This is a genomic window from Sphingobacterium sp. UBA5789, from assembly GCF_002418355.1.
GTDB lineage: Bacteria > Bacteroidota > Bacteroidia > Sphingobacteriales > Sphingobacteriaceae > Sphingobacterium.
Window position 1 is genome coordinate 1011041 of sequence record NZ_DIDX01000001.1, and the last position, 18010, is coordinate 1029050.

Sequence of the window (18010 nt, forward strand, 5' to 3'; positions counted from 1 at the left end):
TCGTACTATGCAATTTTTTGGTAAATATTATACTTTTTGTTGATCAGTTTAAATTTGGATGCTATTTCCTGATGATGCAAGGTCTCCTTTGAACCCAGACAAAGAAATCCGAATAGACACAAAGATTCATAAAAGAGCCTGATGACGCTTTGTTGTAATTCCAGATCGAAATAAATCAATACATTCCGGCAGGTAATAAGTTGAAATTCATTGAATACTCCATCCGAAACAAGATTGTGAGATGAGAATAAAATGTTTTTCTTGAGATCATTATTGATTGATGCAGCATCATACATTGCTGTATAATAATCAGACAACGAATGGACAGTTCCGGATTTCAGAAAATTGTCTGAATAATCCTTAATCTTTTGCAGGGAATAGATACCTTTTTTGGCCTGTTCCAGTACAATATTGTTAATGTCCGTTCCATAGATAAAAGACCGGTCATATAATCCTGCTTCTTTCAAAAGAATCGCTAATGAATATACTTCCTCTCCTGACGAACAACCAGCACTCCAGGTTTTGACTCTTTGAAAAGAAGCCAGATATGGAAAGACATCCTCCCGCATGGCTTTATAAAAAAACGGATCCCGGAACATTTCAGTCACATTTACGGTCAGTTCAATTATAAAATGATTGAAATAGCCCGGAGTATTGACCAGTGCTGTTTTTAAAGCCACCAAATCCATTCTGTCTATTTCCATAAGACGTGTTACTCTCCGTTTCAAAGACGCTCTGGAATAACCGGAAAGATCCATGCCATTTACATTCTTTACTAATTCTATTAATTCTTCTAATTCTGAAAATGAAATCATCTTTCAATCTAACTTAACCAAACCCGCATTAATGATATTAGTTTGTCCAGATCTATGGGCTTACTGATATAGTCATTAGCACCGATCTGTATCGTCCTTTCCCGATCTCCCTTCATGGCTTTTGCCGTGACGGCGATAATAGGAAGCTGAGCAAACTTTTTATTTTCACGTATCTTTTCTATAGCCTCAAAACCATCCATTTCAGGCATCATAATATCCATCAGCACCAAATCAAAATCCGGATACTTATCCAATAACTGTAAAGCTTCTCTACCGTTATTTGCGATCTCGATCTGCATATTATAGGCCTCAAAGGCAGTACTTAGTGCAAACACATTCCGCATATCATCGTCTGCAATCAATACTTTCTTGCCAGCGAGAGCTTTCTCCATGATCACTTCCCCTTTGGTATGGGTAGGTATTTTCTGACTTCCCTTGTTGCTCTTGAGTCTGTTAAGGAATAAGTTAACTTCATCGATCAGACGCGTGTTAGACTTTCCTGATTTAAGGACCATAGCTTGCGTATGTCTTAAAATACGCTCCGTACTCTCCTGAGACAATTCCATAGCCGTATTAATAATAATAGGTGTATGCTGATAGGTGTCAATTGCTTTGATATCGTCCAGTAACTCCAGACCTGATTTGTCAGGAAGATTGATATCCAGAATAATACAGTCGTATGATTTTTTCTCTGCCAGAATTTCCATAGCCTCATCTGCGTTGAATGCCTGGTCGACCACCGTATTGCGCTCGTTCAGAGAGGATTTTATAAAATCACTTTGTAAGGTGTGATCCTCAATGATTAGTACGCGTTTTAGTGGGGTAGAGATAAGTGACTTTATAGTTTTGAATGCATTTTCCAATGAATCTTCAGTAACAGGTTTTCTTAAAAAACCTATTGCTCCTTTGTTGATGGGTTCATCTTTATGAAGGGAAGCTGCTGACATCATGTGTACCGGGATATCTTTGGTCCTGTCATCGTTTTTGAGTTTTTTCAATACTTCCCATCCATCCATTATTGGCAGCATGATATCCAGAATAATTGCATCAGGTTGAGTTTGAATCGCAGTCTCTAAACCTTCTTTACCATTATAAGCCACACCTGGATCAAATCCATGTTCTACAGCGTAATCTTTCAGAATCTCAGAGAAATTGACATCATCTTCTATGATGAGTAATCGCTTTTTACTTTTTACAGAAACTTCCTCTTTAATCGTCACAGGTGTTGTATCTCTGATTGGATCCGGTACGATTGTTCTGTTTTCCTGTTCTGTAGAAGTCTCGTTTTTGTGAGCAGGTCTGTAAGGAATGATAAAAGTAAAAATACTTCCTTTGTCTGGTTCACTTTCTAAGGATATACGTCCGCCAAGCAGCGTGGCAAGTTCCCGGCAGATCGATAATCCCAGACCTGTACCGCCATATTTTCTGCTGGTAGATCCGTCTTCTTGTTTGAAAGCCTCGAAGATCAGTTTTTGCTTTTCGGCCGCTATTCCAATCCCGTCATCCTGAACGATAAAATGGATGTTGCCGTTAACTTGTTTATATGTCAATTCGATCTTTCCACCGTTTAAGGTGAACTTGAATGCATTGGAAAGCAGGTTTTTGAGTACTTGCTCGAGACGATATTCATCACACAAAAACGTAACAGGAGCTTCCGGATCAATAATAGTCCTGAAATTAATGGATTTCTCTTCTGCAGAGATTCTGAATAATCCCTCAATATTTCTAGTCAATGAATGGATGTCAATTTGGTCTTCAACCAGATCAATCTGACCTGATTCGATTTTTGCAAGATCCAGAAGCTCATTAATCAGGTGAAGTAAATCTGATCCTGCACTATGGATAACAGTTGCATATTTTATCTGATCTGTATTGAGATTATGATGTTTATTGTCTTTCAGTAACTTGGCCAGGATAAGAATACTGTTGAGAGGTGTCCGGAGTTCGTGGCTCATATTAGCCATAAATTCGGATTTGTATTTACTTGCCTGCTCCACCTCATTGATCTTATCTGTGATGTTTTTGCGGGCTCTGTCGAGATCCTCATTTTTAAGTTCCAGCAATTTGGCTTTTTCCTCCAGCTCATTATTTGTCTGGGTTAACTCTTCCTGCTGTACACGCAACTCTTCTTCAGAGGCTTCCAAAAGATTGGTTTTATAGATAAGCTCCTCATTGGTTGTCCGAAGTTCTTCCTGCTGCGCTTCCAGTTCTTCTGTTTGTTGTTGGAGTTCTTCAAACATTTCGGCCATCTTATCATGTGCTTGTGTAACCTTGATTGCAATTGCCAGTGTATTTCCTATTTTATCTAGATAAGCATTCACTTTGCCTTTATCCTCATCCGAATTATTAATGCAGATTTCTAATAATCCTACTGTCTCATCTTCATAGATAAATGGAATAATATGAAGATCGCTTATCAGACTGCCTCCAAGAATACTATGACCTTTCAATAAGTTGTTATCCACTGCTGCAATTACTTTATGCTGCTGATGAAGGATAACTTCTCCGGTCAATCCTGTGGTTGTATCCAGATATTCCGGTACAGAATTTTGTTCCGTACCAAAGGTTCCTGTTAATTTGAAACCTTCTCCTTCAGGCAGTTTAAAATATATAGCTCCCGCTAGCGCATGGATCGTTCTGCAAATACAGGCCAGTGCATAGTTGCCTAATTGCATTTCGTTATAATTGCCTCTTACTTCAGAATCTAACCTGGAAAGTTGTTCCAATACCCAGTTGGATTCTTCTATCTGATCTCCCAGCAATTTGAGTTGCTCAAAACTTTGCTGTTCTTTTCGTAGTGTCTTCCTTAGTACGGAAAATACCTGGTTTACACGGACGAAAAGAAAGATCATAATTCCAAGACCAAGAATAACGAACCCATAAGTTACAAAACGACTTATCTTCAGATGATCATTATTTTGTTTGATATATTTTGCCCGGCTATCTACTACGGAGTTGATTATAGTTGTAAGCTGCTTATGTAGCTGATCATAATCTAATATAATATCTTGGATGACAGCATTTTTGTTAATATCGACATCTCTTTTAAGCTTTCTGTTATCTAAAAACGTTTCGACTTCAGCTCTGAAAGCAACTTCCGTTCGGTGACTGGGCGTATAAAACTCAGTAGTCTGAAAAAGTTCGTTTATATCTTCATCAATAATAAGATGTTTGTTTTTGATAATATCTAACATCCTTGGATCCTGACTATTAGCGTACAACAGCTTGTTATTGTTAACAATGCCCAGATTGATCTCTAAATTATTGATGGTATTGAATTTGTGCTCTGACTGTCCGATGATGTCATCATTAAACCGGATGCTTCTGTCAAAGGAAATAAAAAAGAATACTACTGCAAACAAAATCATTAAGAATGCAATAACAATTCCTATTGTGACCTGAGTTTTAAAGTTGATTTTATTCATTTCTCAAAGTAAGAATAAGATTAAATAAGAGACCACCTGCATAAAGTCTGGCTTTCAGCAGGCAACTCTTTGTCGTATAAGGAATGGGTATTAGCCGATTGAATTCCGAATTTTTTGATATTAAATATCGTTTCAAATTCAGAATAACCTTCCCCACTCATTTGAATTTCATAGTAGATAGTCGTTTTTCTCAGGTTAATATCGATGCTAATTGCAGATATTGATTTCCCCTTAATTTTTTGACGGTACAAATTAGGTTGATCCCCAAAAACGATACCAAAGATAGTTTTTCCTTTTCTAAAAATTTGACTGGAATGTGATATTAATTTGTTCTTTAAGGCTGTTTTTCTACAATTATTTCGTAATTCATTTTCTTTGAAGTCTGAAAAACCTAAAAAAAAGCAAGTTGCGAATGCTGTTAAATGTGTGCCTGCATCTTGTTGTTTCTTCATTAAAAGCAGTTTTATTATGCTATTACGGCATAAATGTAACGGAAGAAGAGAGTCTGAAGCTACATAAGAAGGCTGTTTAACAAAAAATCTGCATAGAAAGGAGAGCATTACAATAGCTTTTTCTAAAGTCTTCTGACAGTTGTTGTAAGGTCGCAAAAGCCAATGCGGAATACGGAGATTTGCTTCTGATTGAAAATTCAAAGGACGAAGTACACTGTTTTTATAGCGTTTCTTCTTTTCCCGAATAGATTTATGGTACGTGGAATCAGGGTTTCGAAATCCCGATCCTGCAAAAGTATAATGATCAAAAGTTAATTCATTTATTTCTTGATCAAAAACAGAGAAAATATTCATTTTTTGACACTACAGTAAGATCAATAATCCAGTTAGTACAGCTAATTTATAGAATATATAAAATTACATTATATTTCTTGTGTTTTATCCTTGTGTATATATTTTTTTTGTTTATCTATATAATTGTAAATCAGTTACTAATAGTTATTTTTGCTTCTTCAGAATTAACGAAGAAGGGGAGCAGAAAAGAATTAAATAAATTATCTTATCTTTAAGGAGTCAGAAATTAAAAAAAATTATGAATCCCGAAATTTCATTAGTATTATTTATTATCGGAGGCATTGTTGCCTTTTTCCTGTTGCTGTATCTTTTGCCTGTCAATTTGTGGTTTACAGCACAACTGTCTAATGTGAAGATTAGTTTGCTAAATCTTGTGTTAATGCGGCTTCGTAAAGTGCCACCTTCCCTGGTTACAAACGCGATGATTACCTCAACTAAGGCCGGTTTAAGGATTACCTCTAATGATATCGAAACCCATTATCTTGCAGGAGGTAATGTCAATAAAGTAATCAAGGCACTTATTTCTGCCGATAAAGCGAATATTCCACTGGACTTCAAACTGGCTACTGCAATTGATCTGGCTGGGCGTGATGTGTTCGATGCTGTGCAGTTGTCAGTCAACCCTCAGGTTATTAATACTCCTCCTGTGGCTGCAGTTGCCAAAGATGGTATTCAATTAATCGCTAAAGCGCGTGTAACCGTTCGGGCTAATATTAATCAATTGGTCGGGGGTGCCGGAGAGGAAACTATTCTTGCACGTGTTGGTGAAGGAATCGTGACAACTATCGGTTCGTCTGCGAATCATAAGGAAGTACTTGAAAATCCGGATCGTATTTCTAAAACTGTATTGTCTAAAGGACTTGATTCCGGGACAGCGTTTGAGATCCTGTCTATTGATATTGCAGATATAGATATCGGTGATAACGTAGGTGCCAAGCTACAGACGGATCAGGCAGAGGCAGATCTTAAGGTTGCGAATGCAAGAGCTGAGGAAAGAAGAGCAATGGCCGTTGCAACAGAACAGGAAATGAAAGCGAAGGCTCAGGAAGCTAAGGCAAAGGTAATCGAAGCTGAATCTCAGGTTCCATTAGCTATGGCTGAAGCTTTTCGTAATGGAAATCTGGGTATAATGGATTATTACAAAATGCAAAATATACAGGCAGATTCTGATATGCGGTCTTCCATAGCCCGTCCGGGTTCGGGAGATAAAGGAAGCCAGAAATAGTCTCACCACAATGTAATAGAAATATTATAAAAATAATCAACCGATTGCTTAAGCCGCAATCGGTTTTTTTATGTTTAAAGATCTTTTGACGAAGGTGGAATTAGAGATGTTTCCTCTATATTTAGCTCAGATCTAATTATGTTTATGAAATATCCGTGTAGCACAAACTACATAAGCACCGATAAATATAATTTATATCGGCCAACTCGCAGAGGACCATTAAAAATCAAATTGCATACATATGAAAAAAATAATTCTGTTTCTATTCTTAGCACCTCTTTTGGCATTTGCTCAGCAGATTGTCGAAAAGGGTTCAACAAAATTTTTCCTGCCGATAGCAGGTAATACATGGCAATACCCGTCTTTACCGGATGGCAAAGGTCTGATAACGGATGCCGGTATCCAATCCTGGAATGATCCTGCAATACATTTTAAAACTTTTGTCCGCTTTGCTGAAAAGGGAAGTTTTGATTTGAATGTAATCATTGATGCTGTAAACAAAGGAGGAGAATATGAGATCAGCATCGGACAACAGAAAAAGAAGATCACCGTAAAAAATACAGGCGCCATAGATCTGGGGCAATGGACTGTGAATGATTCCGGATATTATGCTCTTGTACTAAAAGCTTTAAGTCCTAAAACAAACTTTGCAGCCATTAAGGGTTATGAGATTTCAGGTAAGGAAGCTTTTATTGCTTCTGCAAATTTTGTTCCCAATAATGAGGGAAATTTCTTTTACTGGGGAAGGAGAGGACCTTCTGTACACCTGGGTTATAATCAGCCGGAAGGTAATGTAGAGTACTATTATAACGAAGTAACTGTAGGCAAAGGAAATGATACGGAAGGATCATATTATATGGCCAATGGTTTTTCGGGAGGATACTTTGGCATGCAGGTGAATAGTAAGACCGAGCGGAGAATTCTCTTTTCCGTATGGAGTCCTTTTACAACAGATGATCCCAAAGCTATTCCGGATGATCATAAAATAATTCTGAAAGCTAAAGGGGAAGGCGTCAATACAGGTGAATTCGGAAATGAAGGCTCGGGTGGGCAGAGTTTCCTGCGCTATAACTGGATTACAGGTAATACCTATAAATTCCTTTTAAGAGGACGCCCTGTTGCAAATGATTATACAGAATATACGGCCTGGTTCTATGCTCCCGAAAAGGGGAAATGGCAATTGATCGCCCAGTTTGAAAGACCTAAAACAAATTCATACCTCAAAGGATTTCATTCTTTTCTGGAGAACTTTAACCCTAATCAGGGGATATATGAGCGTGTCGTTAAATTTGATAATCAATGGGTACGCAATCAGCAGGGCAATTGGATAGAATGTACGAAGGCTAAATTTACAGCAGATCAGACCGCTCGGAAAGGATATCGTCTGGATTATGCAGGAGGTGTCGCTGATGACGCATTTTATCTGAGAAACTGTGGTTTTTTTAAGAATAAAACGGTCGTTGATTCCCGTTTTGAGCGTCCTTCAAAAGGCAAAGCTCCTCAGATTGATCTGGACAAGTTGCCTCTGAAATAACGCTGCAATTAGTAGCGTATATTAAGCAATAATAACAAAGAGAGTCCGGAAATTATTCCGGACTCTTTTTGGTTGAAAATCCCAGTCCTTTAGTTTGTGTGAAAAAATCTTATGAGTATAAGATGTATTGATATCTACCTATGCAAGTGAGTAGTAACGACTAAAGTATTTCAACAGTTAAGATTTCATACCGGTATGATATTTCCTCTTAATTTTATGCTAACCCTCTTTACAAAAGAGGGGAATTTGTAGTTGCTATATCATTCGATATCATTTTAAAGAGGATAAAATCGTTCTTTTATTTACCGGATAGTAGGAAGTGGCTGGATGCTGTTTATTTGTTTTGTAAATTTTATATTAGAAAGTGAATGACTATTTGTAAAAAATGCCCGATTCCCTGACTTATCAGAATATTTTTGGTTTTTGATTTTCTGTTTATATAGCAGGAAATCCGGGCAAAACACAACACACTTAATTTAAATCTTTTTTTTGCTGCTAACTATGTAAGTAATTTATTGTTATATGATCCGAAAATGAAGTTTTTTATTTTATTCTAAATTACAGGCTTATAGGTTATTGTAGTATTCGAAACAGGTGTTTTTTAACGGTAATGATACTTTGTTTAAACATATATTCTATGAAAGATGGAATCAATGAAGTGATTATTATGCTTATGTGGTTAGAAATTATAGAGAGATATTTCTTATTATATCATACGATAGTTTATCCTATTATTCTCTGCTGGCGCTCAATATAGCACACGCCACAGGCGTGCGCTGACCAGGCTTATAGCTTATTATCTATATTAACCCATGCTAAAGTATGCGTTCCGCATGTGCTCAAAAAGCATCACTTTTTGACATGACACAGCGTGCTATTTCGTAATTCCAGACATAGCCACTTTAAAGGCGAGTATATCCAGTGTGCTGATGGTATTTTGGTCCACCTCACTAATAGCGTAGGTACCAGTCTTATTACTTTGTTGCGGCATCAACAGACGTAGCGTAACCTGCTGTTCGTCTGCTTTGCTGATTTCTTCCGGACTGTTGATTTTCTTGCAGGAAGAGAACGCTGAGATAAGCAATATACTGATAATAAAAAGAGAGTTGTATTTCATTGTGTATATGTTTTCAAAATAAAACAATAACCGTATGGATACGCTGTAAACAGATCTGATTTCTTTACATGAAACTTGATGGGACGGAATTGATTTATTTAAGTTAGTATTTGTTCAGTCTTTGACTTTTGCTGTCCCTAATTTCGGTAAGACTTAGTGCCGATACTATTCCATTAAACTGAAAAAAACAACAAAAAAGCCCTAATTATAGCGCCAGATATCTTTCTTGTTCTGGTTAGCACATGCCACAGGCATGCGCTAACCAGGACTTACTTATTGGAATTGATTTATATACTTTACTTTGACAGCACACAACGAGGAAAAAGGTTAGCATATCCCTGATTCGTAAACTTGGGATAAGTCTTTGTATTTCCCGAATTATCAATTCCTGCAAAATATGAATTATCATTAGTGGCTGCTGATGACGATAAATAGAGATAATAATAGTTATTAAGGTCGTCAGGTATCGGGAAATCATCTCCTCCGGCATTTCTGATTTTAGCATTTACCGCATTTCGATCTGTGTTGTTAGCTGGTATCAGTTGCCGCAGCTCCTGCATAGTGGGCAACCGAGCTCCTTTTCCAAATATGGCCACACAACTTGCCGGGTAGGGTTCTCCTGTTTTTTGTGTAAGCGATGCATCTAAAGGCGAAGAATTGCCTTTCTCTACATTTGCACACAAATACCACCATGCATTTTCTACAATAAGCTTTTTAAACAGGTAAAAATCGAATTCAGGGCCGATATCGGTGGGTCTTATCCCTTGAGTAATATTTACTACCCGGGTAAGCCTTCCCAACTTTGCATTTATCACAGCAGTCCGTTTTGCTTTCGGGCTGGGGTTTTGCATAATATGTAATTTGTAGTCTATTCTGTCTCCCTGTCTGATTTCGTCCAGTTTAGAAACCCAGGCCGGTAATTCCAGTGTTATAGCAGCAGGTGCATCCGTCCAGATACTAAAGTTCAGTTCTCCTGAGAATCCTGTTAATTCGGCTTTTGTCGTACTTACTTTCAGGTAATTCAGAGTCGTACCGGTCTCAGAAAGAGAGCTTTCATTCCATGGTGTAATGGTCGTACTCATATTCACGGGCTTGCTGCTCCATGCGGTTTCCTTAGACCCGAATCCGTCACCATGCACCTTGCTGATGTCTATATTATAGCGATGGTTGCGCAGTATGGGGAAGGGGATATCCTGCCCGTCTGTCAGATCTATCCGGTAATAGGTGGTAGTGGTGCTACCGGCATATTTTCCGGCTATTACCAGCCCTGTAGCGGTGCTTTGCCCGATGTCCTGGGCTGCAGCAGCCTCAAAAAGAAAGATGCTGTTTGATAATTCAGCAGATCCCGAAGTATAGGATACTGCTGGTGTAAGCGCTACAGTTCCTGCCGCCAGACTTGGGGCTGTTACGCTGCGGGTAGCGGCATCGTAGTTGGTAGGTAGTGGCACTACACGACCCTTATTGGGGGTATTGTATACATACACCTGTTCCATCACAAAATCAGCGGCACTCAAAGTGATATCTATAGACGCCAGGCTGCGCAACATACCGACAGTGAAGCCTGGTGTATTGTTATTGATTCCATCTATTACCATACTTTCACCCCACATGGGCAGTGGAGTAAAGCCAGCCGATGATGTAGCATTCCAGCCAGCAGTAATGGTGTAATTAATGGCACTCAACAGGTTTTCCTTTTCTGTGTTTGTGACTGCATTTTCGGGGATAGTCTGCAGCTGTGCAGCGGCATTGGCGATAAGTACAAAGCGATATTTGTCATCACTTTTGAGCAGATCGACATGGAAGTTGACTTCGCTGGCTGTTGGACTGGGGCGCAACAATACTCCTTTTTTGCGATACGCATAGTACTCTTTGCCATCATCGGCCACCTTAAAGGCAAGTATATCCAGAGTGCTGATAGTGTTCTGGTTCACCTCACTAATAGCGTAGGTGCCAGCCTTATTACTTTGTTGCGGCATCAACAGACGTAGCGTAACCTGCTGTTCGTCTGCTTTGCTGATTTCTTCCGGACTGTTGATTTTCTTGCAGGAAGAGAACGCTGAGATAAGCAATATACTGATAATAAAAAGAGAGTTGTGTTTCATTGTGTGTATATGTTTTCAAAATAAAACAATAACCGTATGGATACGCTGTAAACAGATCTGATTTCTTTATCATGAAACTTGATGGGACGGAATTGATTTATTTAAGTTAGTGTTTGTTCAGTCTTTGACTTTTGCTGCCCCTAATTTCGGTAAGACTTAGTACCGATACTATTCCATTAAACTGAAAAAATAGCAAAAAAGCCCTGTTATAGAGTCCGGTATCTTTCTTTATCATGTATTGCACACGCCACAGGCGTGCGCAAACCAGGACTTACTTATTGGAATTGATTTATATACTTTACTTGGACAGCACACAACGAGGAGACATATAAACACGTCCAACCTGCGGAAACTTTAAAAATATATTTATTTCTGTTCCCGTTTTATCAATTCCTCTAAAATATTTATTGTCATAAGGAACTGTTGATGACGAAAAAAAGATAAGAGTACTATTACCCGAACTGTATAAAGGATCCCCTCCGGCACTGCTGATTTTGGCATTTACCGCATTGCGCTGTTGCTCATTTTCCGGAACTAACTGTCGCAGCTCCTGTATAGTGGGTAGCCGGGCCCCCTTTCCATATATGGCCACACAACTTTCTTTGTAGGGTTCTCCTGTTTTTTGTGTAAGCGATGCATCCTCAAATGAGTAATTGTACTTCTCTACATTTGCACTCAAATACCAAATTCCATTCTCTACATTTAGATTATGCTTTTTAAACAGGTAAAAATCGAATTCAGGGCCGATATCGGTGGGTCTTATCCCTTGAGTAATATTTACTTCCCGGGTAAGCCTTCCCAACTTTGCATTTATCACAGCATTCCGTTTTGCTGTCGGGCTGGGATTTTGCATAAAATGTAATTTGTAGTCTATCCTGTCTCCCTGTCTGATTTCGTCCAGTTTAGAAACCCAGGCGGGTAATTCCAGTGTTATAGCAGCAGGTGCATCCGTCCAGATACTAAAGTCTAGTTCTCCTGAGAATCCTGTTAATTCGGCTTTTGTCGTACTTACTTTCAGGTAATTTATAGTCGTACCGGTCTCAGAAAGAGAGCTTTCATTCCATGGTATAATGGTTGTACTCATATTTACTGGTTTGCTGCTCCAGGCGGTTTCCTTAGCCCCGAATCCGTCACCATGCACCTTGCTGATGTTTATGGTATAGCGGTGGTTGCGCAGTATGGGAAAGGGTTTGTCCTGTTCGTCTGCCAGATCTATCCGGTAATAGGTAGTGGTGGTGCTACCGCCATATTTTCCGGCGATCACCAATCCTACAGCAGTACTCTGCCCGATATTTTGAGCCGCTGCACTTTCAAAAAGGAAGATACTGTTTGATAAGGCAGTTACTCCCGATGTATATTGTACCGGTGTCAGTACAGCGGTCCCTGCCACTAAACTGGGGCTGGTTACGGTACGGCTGGCGGCATCGTAGTTGGCAGACAGTGGTGTCACTCTGCCTTTATTGGGGGTATTGTATACATACACCTGTTCCATCACAAAATCGGCGGCACTTAGCTGTATATCTATGGCAGCCAGACTGCGCAGCATACTGACATTAAAGCCCGGGGTATTGTTATCTATACCGTTCATAACCATACTTTCGCCCCACATGGGTAGTGGAGTAAAGTTGGTCGGTGAACTGGCATTCCATCCAGCGGTAATAGTATAACTGATACCGCCCAAAAGGCTTTCCTTTTCTATGTTTGTCGTTGCTTTTTCGGGGATAGTCTGCAGCTGTGCAGTGGCATTGGCGATAAGTACAAAGCGGTATTTGTCATCACTTTTGAGCAGATCGACATGAAAGTTGACTTCGCTGGCTGTAGGGTTGGGGCGCAACAATACTCCTTTTTTGCGATAGGCGTAGTACTCTTTGCCATCATCGGCCACCTTAAAGGCCAGTATATCCAGGGTGTTGATGGTATTTTGATCCATCTCGCTGATGGCATATGTACTGGCTTTATCGCTTTCCTGCGGGAGTAACAGACGTAGTGTGACCTGCTGTTCGTCTGCTTTGTTGATTTCTTCCGGACTGTTGATCTTCTTGCAGGCAGAAAGTGTTGTGATAAACAATATGGAGATGATTAAAAAAAATCTTTGTTTCATGCTGTTCTAATATTTTTAAGCTAACAATTAATTAAGATAGTTAGCATCAGATCTTAAATTCAAAGTATCAATCCGTTTAATGTAGTCTACAAAACAAATCAAACGGATTTACAGGGCTATATCAGGGTATATCTGGTAAGGGATTAGTACCATAGCCCTGATAAACCTTTATTTTACCCCTGATCTTACCTGCAATGATAGTGACGGTTCCTGATCTGGGAGATTGAGGATTGCTCGGATTTATCAGAACAGTAATATTAGCCCTGTCTGAACCATCATTATATGGATGCACAGAAAGCCAGGGTCGGTCACTGATCCACGTCCATCCACCCGGAAAATCTGTTTTTATTTTATAAGCGTCGCCTCCGCCTTGATCAGTGGGATAATTAACCAGATCTGTCTGCATCGCCAGATAGTAGTGTTCATCAAAATATATGACAGGCAGATCATTCTCATTTATAGTGAGAAGCGAAACCTGCATATTAGATGGTTTGGCAGCCAGTGCGGATTCCCTAGTTGCATGCCCTTCTGCGGCAATATCCGTAATATTAAATACATATTTGAAGTTACGTAACAGTGGAACAGGTGACGGAACGGCTGCAGGTGACAAAAATTCAACTTTATAATAGGTTTCTGTACTGCTACCACCATATCGGCCTCCAATGATGAGGGAAAGAGCTCCAGACACTCCTGCAGATGCTGCTGCCGCTTTTTCAAAAAGGTAGATTTCTTGTTCAGACTTCAGGGGATTGGAAATGTTATAGACCAGTGGAGTACTGTTGGTTTGCAAAGGAGAAGGAATAGACGGAGCTGTAACTTTTTTCTCGCCAACATTATATTTGCTTGCTTCAGGAGCTATCCTTCCGTTAGCATTGCTGTTGTATACACTGATGCTTGTCATTCTAAATACTGGTGCTAAAGTAGGTTCAACATTTACATCTACTCTGGCCAGGCTTCGAAGTAAGTTGACATTTATTGATGAAGCAAACTTATCGCTAACTATTACTGGCGCAGCTTCGCCCCACATCGGTATCGGATCGTAATCTACGCTGGAGGTAGTATTCCACGCAGTGCTTTTATTGATAATAAGCTTGTTCGTTACATTTGGTTTGCTCTCATTTGTATTGTAACTAATCCCATCTACAATAGCTTTTGCATTGGCAATGACCACAAAACGATAACTGTTGGAGGCATGTGTCTGTAGCGATACCTGAAACTGAACGGTATTAGTCGTCAGTTGTCTGATATTTCTTCCGCGAACTCTGTAAGCATAGGTTTCACTGGATCCACTAACCAAAAATACAAGTACATCAATGGTACTTATCTTATTTTCTTCGTTTTCGGTGATGGCATACGTGCTGATATTCTGTGACATCCCGGGCAACGCTACAGTAAATGTTACGTCCTTGGTATTGTTGGTTCCGGCTGTTGTATCATCAGTGATGGTTTTTTCCTTGCTACAGGAAAGCAGTGCAATCATGAAGATACACATCAGCAATATCGGTAGTCGTATTTTTTCCATCTTTTTGTATTATTGATCGCCGTTTATAGCATCCGGCTTTTATGGTGACACAGCTTGTTAAGCTTATTACGCAATTTTTGCTGTGGGTTATTTTCTGATTTTATATAGAACCTTCAGATTCGATAAGTTTCCATCCGTTAATCAGAATGGTAATACTTGCCTCTGTAGGGAATTTGCGAACAATCTGCAGATTAATAGCGGGTTCACAGTTCAGGTTGAGCTGGGGAAGTTTTTCCATCAGTTCCTTTACACTTGCACTGAATACATCGGTTCCTTTGTCCATATCCCGGATTGTAATTGTCGGATTACGGTCTTCCAGCCTCCAAAGCAAACCCGTTTTGCCGGTGTATGTTGCTGTAGTGGGATCTTCCTCAAGGTCAGTCATGGTATAATGATCTTCAGTGCTGAGCAGTTCAGCACTTTCAAACTGGCACACTGCAGCATTATGACTTATTCTGACCTGATATCGCTTTTGAGTATCATATTTTTCTACAGAGACATAAAGTGGTTTGGTTATGTTTCGCAGATCAATTCGTTGTGCCGGTGTATATGTTGCGGTTTCAGAATTCACATTTTTTAAGACGCCATGGAATAATACCTGATCAGACATGACTTTTACACCGTTTCTGAGTGTGAATGAAGGTACTGTCAGTTCTTCAATACGTGTTTCTCCTTTGACCAGTAATCTGTCTTCAAATTGTCCCTGTACGGTTCCTGCCCATGCAACCAGTGTATGATTTCCTTCAGGAAGCGTTACCCTGAGAGCTTGTTCCGGAGAGAAAGTAATATCTTTTTCTGCAAATCTATCTACGAAATAGCCTTTTTCGTCAAATGCATAAACAACAATATTCGCAGTACCTGTATATACGGCTTTGTCCGGACAGCTCCCTGCTTTGTCCGTAAAGCTCAACATTATATCAAAGGTATATGGAGACAAATCATCCTTTATACAACTGTTTATGGTGACCATCAGCATGGTGACTATCAGGAGCTGTATGTAAATGCGCAATAGATATCGTTTCATCATTTCCATCTGTGTATCATGCTGTTATTTAGTCAGTTTGTTTGTTGTTATTCTCAAGGTTGGATTAAAAAGGAGGAAGAGAGTTTTTTCTCTTCTCCCTCCTTTTTTCTACAATTATTCTTTATATCTCATGCTCACTTGTCACCAGCTTCCACGGTGTAATGGAAATAGTAGCTTCTATATTCGCATCCACATTACCCGGTACGATAGGTTTTTCAGGGTCAACAGGATTTGTAGGTTTTACGCCTCCGCCCGGATTACCCGGAGTACCTGGTTCGCCCGGTACCTGTCCTTCTTTAGGTGTACCCAAACCGTTGATTTTGGTAATTTGCGCATTAAAGAAGGTATTACGGAGTATACCTGCTTTATTGGCTCCGCCAGCCTGATCTTCATTAAGGTACAGACGGTAATAGCAGAGTCCTTTTTCATAGGTTAAGATAGCTGTCTGAGATACGGTAGTAGGAACTCCACCGACCGTAGTGGTCACTTTCCATCTGTCTTTAGCTGCTTCCTGTTCTGCTGCGGCCAGTGTAGAAAAATACAATTGGTGTGTATAATTATTTGTTCCTTCCTGTGCAAACAATACATAGAATGTACCGTCTGCTGGCAGTGTACCTCCGGCTTGTATTGTTGTAGGCGTGAATTTTGATCTGACCTGTATATAAGTCAACTGTGTGTGTTCACTTTTTTCGGAAGTGTTTTCAGGGATATAGACCGTTTTGAGTGCATTTGTAGCAGTTCCTTTTGCATCTACAGCCTGATAGGCAGTATTAAGCACCCCAGTGAATGCAGCGTTATAGGCTGCAGCATTGGCAGTACGGTCGATAAAGGTCCAGTTAGCGTCTTTAAAGTCAAACAGATTTCCTATAAATATCTTCTTGTTGCGTTGCCCCACAGTATACTGCAGATCCGATACCGCACCCCCTTGTGTATTCAGACTCAGGTTGGCACCCTGCAATATACCTGCTTTGGCCAGCAGACGTGCCACCGGAATACTGATCTTATTGTCCGGATCGTTACCTTCTTTAATGGTTAGTGAAGCTACAGCCTGATTGAACATCATTACGCCGTCATTAGGTGTAGCCAGTTGTTCCATATTGACATCATAAGGAGACTGCATGAACGAAAAGTCTGCTTTTAGCTGATCAGCTAGTGACACAGGAAGATTGATACCAATATAGATTCTTTTTTTTCCTGTCTTGGTTTCAATCGTTTTCGGTGTGCTCAGATTGGCTTCCGCACCGGTAAATCTCTTGTATCCTGCAGGAGTAAGCCCTCCGTCCTCATTGTACAGAAATACATCAATAGTATTGATCTTTGACTCATTTGCGGTACCGTTATCAGATCCCACTGTACTCGCATAAGTGCCTATATTGGCAGATGGGGTAATATTGAGGGTTACACGGGCATCTTTTTCGTCCCCGGGTACAACAGGAGCAGGCTCTCCTCCTTGTTTTTTACATGATGCAAGGGTTAGCCCTGCAAGAGCGATAATGGCGTACTTTTTCATACTCATTCTTTTTGGTGTTAAATTATTATTCTTGTTTTTTTATTATGTATTAATCCGTATAAACGTTGATCATCTAAAGTTTTGATCAGGTCAATTATCAGTGTTATTGCTTTCTGATTTGCGCGTAGCAATATGTCACCTTTGCAGATGCTAATTAGTCTCTTGGATAAAATAATATCCTGTTTTGAAATTTTGACCCGGCATTTTCAGAGAATGAGGCATCTGCTTTGCTTTCGGATTCACATTACCCGATGGGTTTGTATAACCGTATATGGAAAAAATGTGAAGATGGTGTTTTATTAAAAAATGTTGTGTCATGTTACTTGAAATCTGTTTTACAGGAATTCAGCAAATCAGCAAATCAGAAATTTTACTATTTAAAACTATCGGTTAACTTGAGTTAAGTAATCTGTATATGTTTGTGTCCTAAGCTTTATTATGCTTTGATGCATATTGTTAATTGTTATATTTTTCACTACAAATTTCTTTAATCAACAAGCTAAAGGCTATTCCGAATAATCTTAAAACTGTCGGGATCGTTCATTTTTAAAGAAAGTGTGGAGGACATCAGATTCTTTTTACCCTGTTTGAGAATAGCCGGACGGAGCATAAAGTTGTAGTTTTTGTCGAATGAGTGCATAATGTGTACATCATGGCTGAGGATGGATAGTATTATAGCCTGGTTGTATTTGCATTCCATTTGGAATCTCTGAGATCTGTAATTGTGTATTTTTGTGCTCAATTGTTCGAAATGAATGGTTTGTAAATAAAAAAGTTCGTTAACGATGGGTGTTAGAAACGGTGCCGTGTGAAATGTGCAGTGAAATAT

General features: G+C 39.5%; 12 protein-coding genes. 2 read left to right on the plus strand and 10 right to left on the minus strand.

Going from position 1 to position 18010, the window contains the following annotated elements:
• Positions 1-5: 5 nt before the first annotated feature.
• The 3 genes from B4B65_RS04375 to B4B65_RS04385 are packed head-to-tail and all read right to left on the minus strand — an operon-like array spanning position 6 to position 5046.
• Entirely contained in the window at positions 6-815 is an 810-nt protein-coding gene (locus B4B65_RS04375) for a CheR family methyltransferase (protein WP_293913650.1), read from the minus strand.
• Positions 816-823: 8 nt separating this feature from the next.
• Entirely contained in the window at positions 824-4240 is a 3417-nt protein-coding gene (locus B4B65_RS04380) for a response regulator (protein ID WP_293913652.1), read from the minus strand.
• 20 nt (positions 4241-4260) lie between these two features.
• On the minus strand, positions 4261-5046 hold the full coding sequence (locus B4B65_RS04385) for a hypothetical protein (RefSeq protein WP_293913654.1): 786 nt from the start codon (positions 5044-5046) through the stop codon (positions 4261-4263).
• 238 nt (positions 5047-5284) lie between these two features.
• On the opposite strand from B4B65_RS04385, the gene floA reads away from it, so the two are divergent.
• Together floA and B4B65_RS04395 are read left to right on the plus strand one after the other, a co-directional pair.
• On the plus strand, positions 5285-6271 hold the full coding sequence (floA, locus tag B4B65_RS04390; RefSeq protein ID WP_201678009.1) for a flotillin-like protein FloA: 987 nt from the start codon (positions 5285-5287) through the stop codon (positions 6269-6271).
• Between the two features lie 241 nt (positions 6272-6512).
• Entirely contained in the window at positions 6513-7805 is a 1293-nt protein-coding gene (locus tag B4B65_RS04395) for a DUF3472 domain-containing protein (RefSeq protein WP_293913658.1), read from the plus strand.
• A gap of 874 nt (positions 7806-8679) precedes the next feature.
• Here B4B65_RS04395 and B4B65_RS04400 read toward each other — a convergent pair.
• From B4B65_RS04400 to B4B65_RS04430, 7 genes are all read right to left on the minus strand, one after another.
• On the minus strand, positions 8680-8922 hold the full coding sequence (locus B4B65_RS04400) for a hypothetical protein (RefSeq protein WP_293913660.1): 243 nt from the start codon (positions 8920-8922) through the stop codon (positions 8680-8682).
• A 296-nt stretch (positions 8923-9218) separates the two neighbouring features.
• Positions 9219-11024 (minus strand): hypothetical protein, encoded by a 1806-nt coding sequence (locus tag B4B65_RS04405; RefSeq protein ID WP_293913662.1) that lies wholly within the window; start codon positions 11022-11024, stop codon positions 9219-9221.
• Positions 11025-11322: 298 nt separating this feature from the next.
• Positions 11323-13125, minus strand: coding sequence for a hypothetical protein (locus B4B65_RS04410; protein WP_293913664.1), 1803 nt, complete (start codon positions 13123-13125; stop codon positions 11323-11325).
• A 121-nt stretch (positions 13126-13246) separates the two neighbouring features.
• Positions 13247-14647 (minus strand): FimB/Mfa2 family fimbrial subunit, encoded by a 1401-nt coding sequence (locus tag B4B65_RS04415; protein WP_293913666.1) that lies wholly within the window; start codon positions 14645-14647, stop codon positions 13247-13249.
• Positions 14648-14747: 100 nt separating this feature from the next.
• On the minus strand, positions 14748-15671 hold the full coding sequence (locus B4B65_RS04420; protein ID WP_293913668.1) for a FimB/Mfa2 family fimbrial subunit: 924 nt from the start codon (positions 15669-15671) through the stop codon (positions 14748-14750).
• Positions 15672-15792: 121 nt separating this feature from the next.
• Entirely contained in the window at positions 15793-17181 is a 1389-nt protein-coding gene (locus tag B4B65_RS04425) for an Mfa1 family fimbria major subunit (RefSeq protein ID WP_293913670.1), read from the minus strand.
• A gap of 499 nt (positions 17182-17680) precedes the next feature.
• Complete coding sequence (locus B4B65_RS04430) at positions 17681-17881, minus strand: hypothetical protein (RefSeq protein ID WP_293913672.1); 201 nt, start codon at positions 17879-17881, stop codon at positions 17681-17683.
• Positions 17882-18010 lie beyond the last annotated feature (129 nt).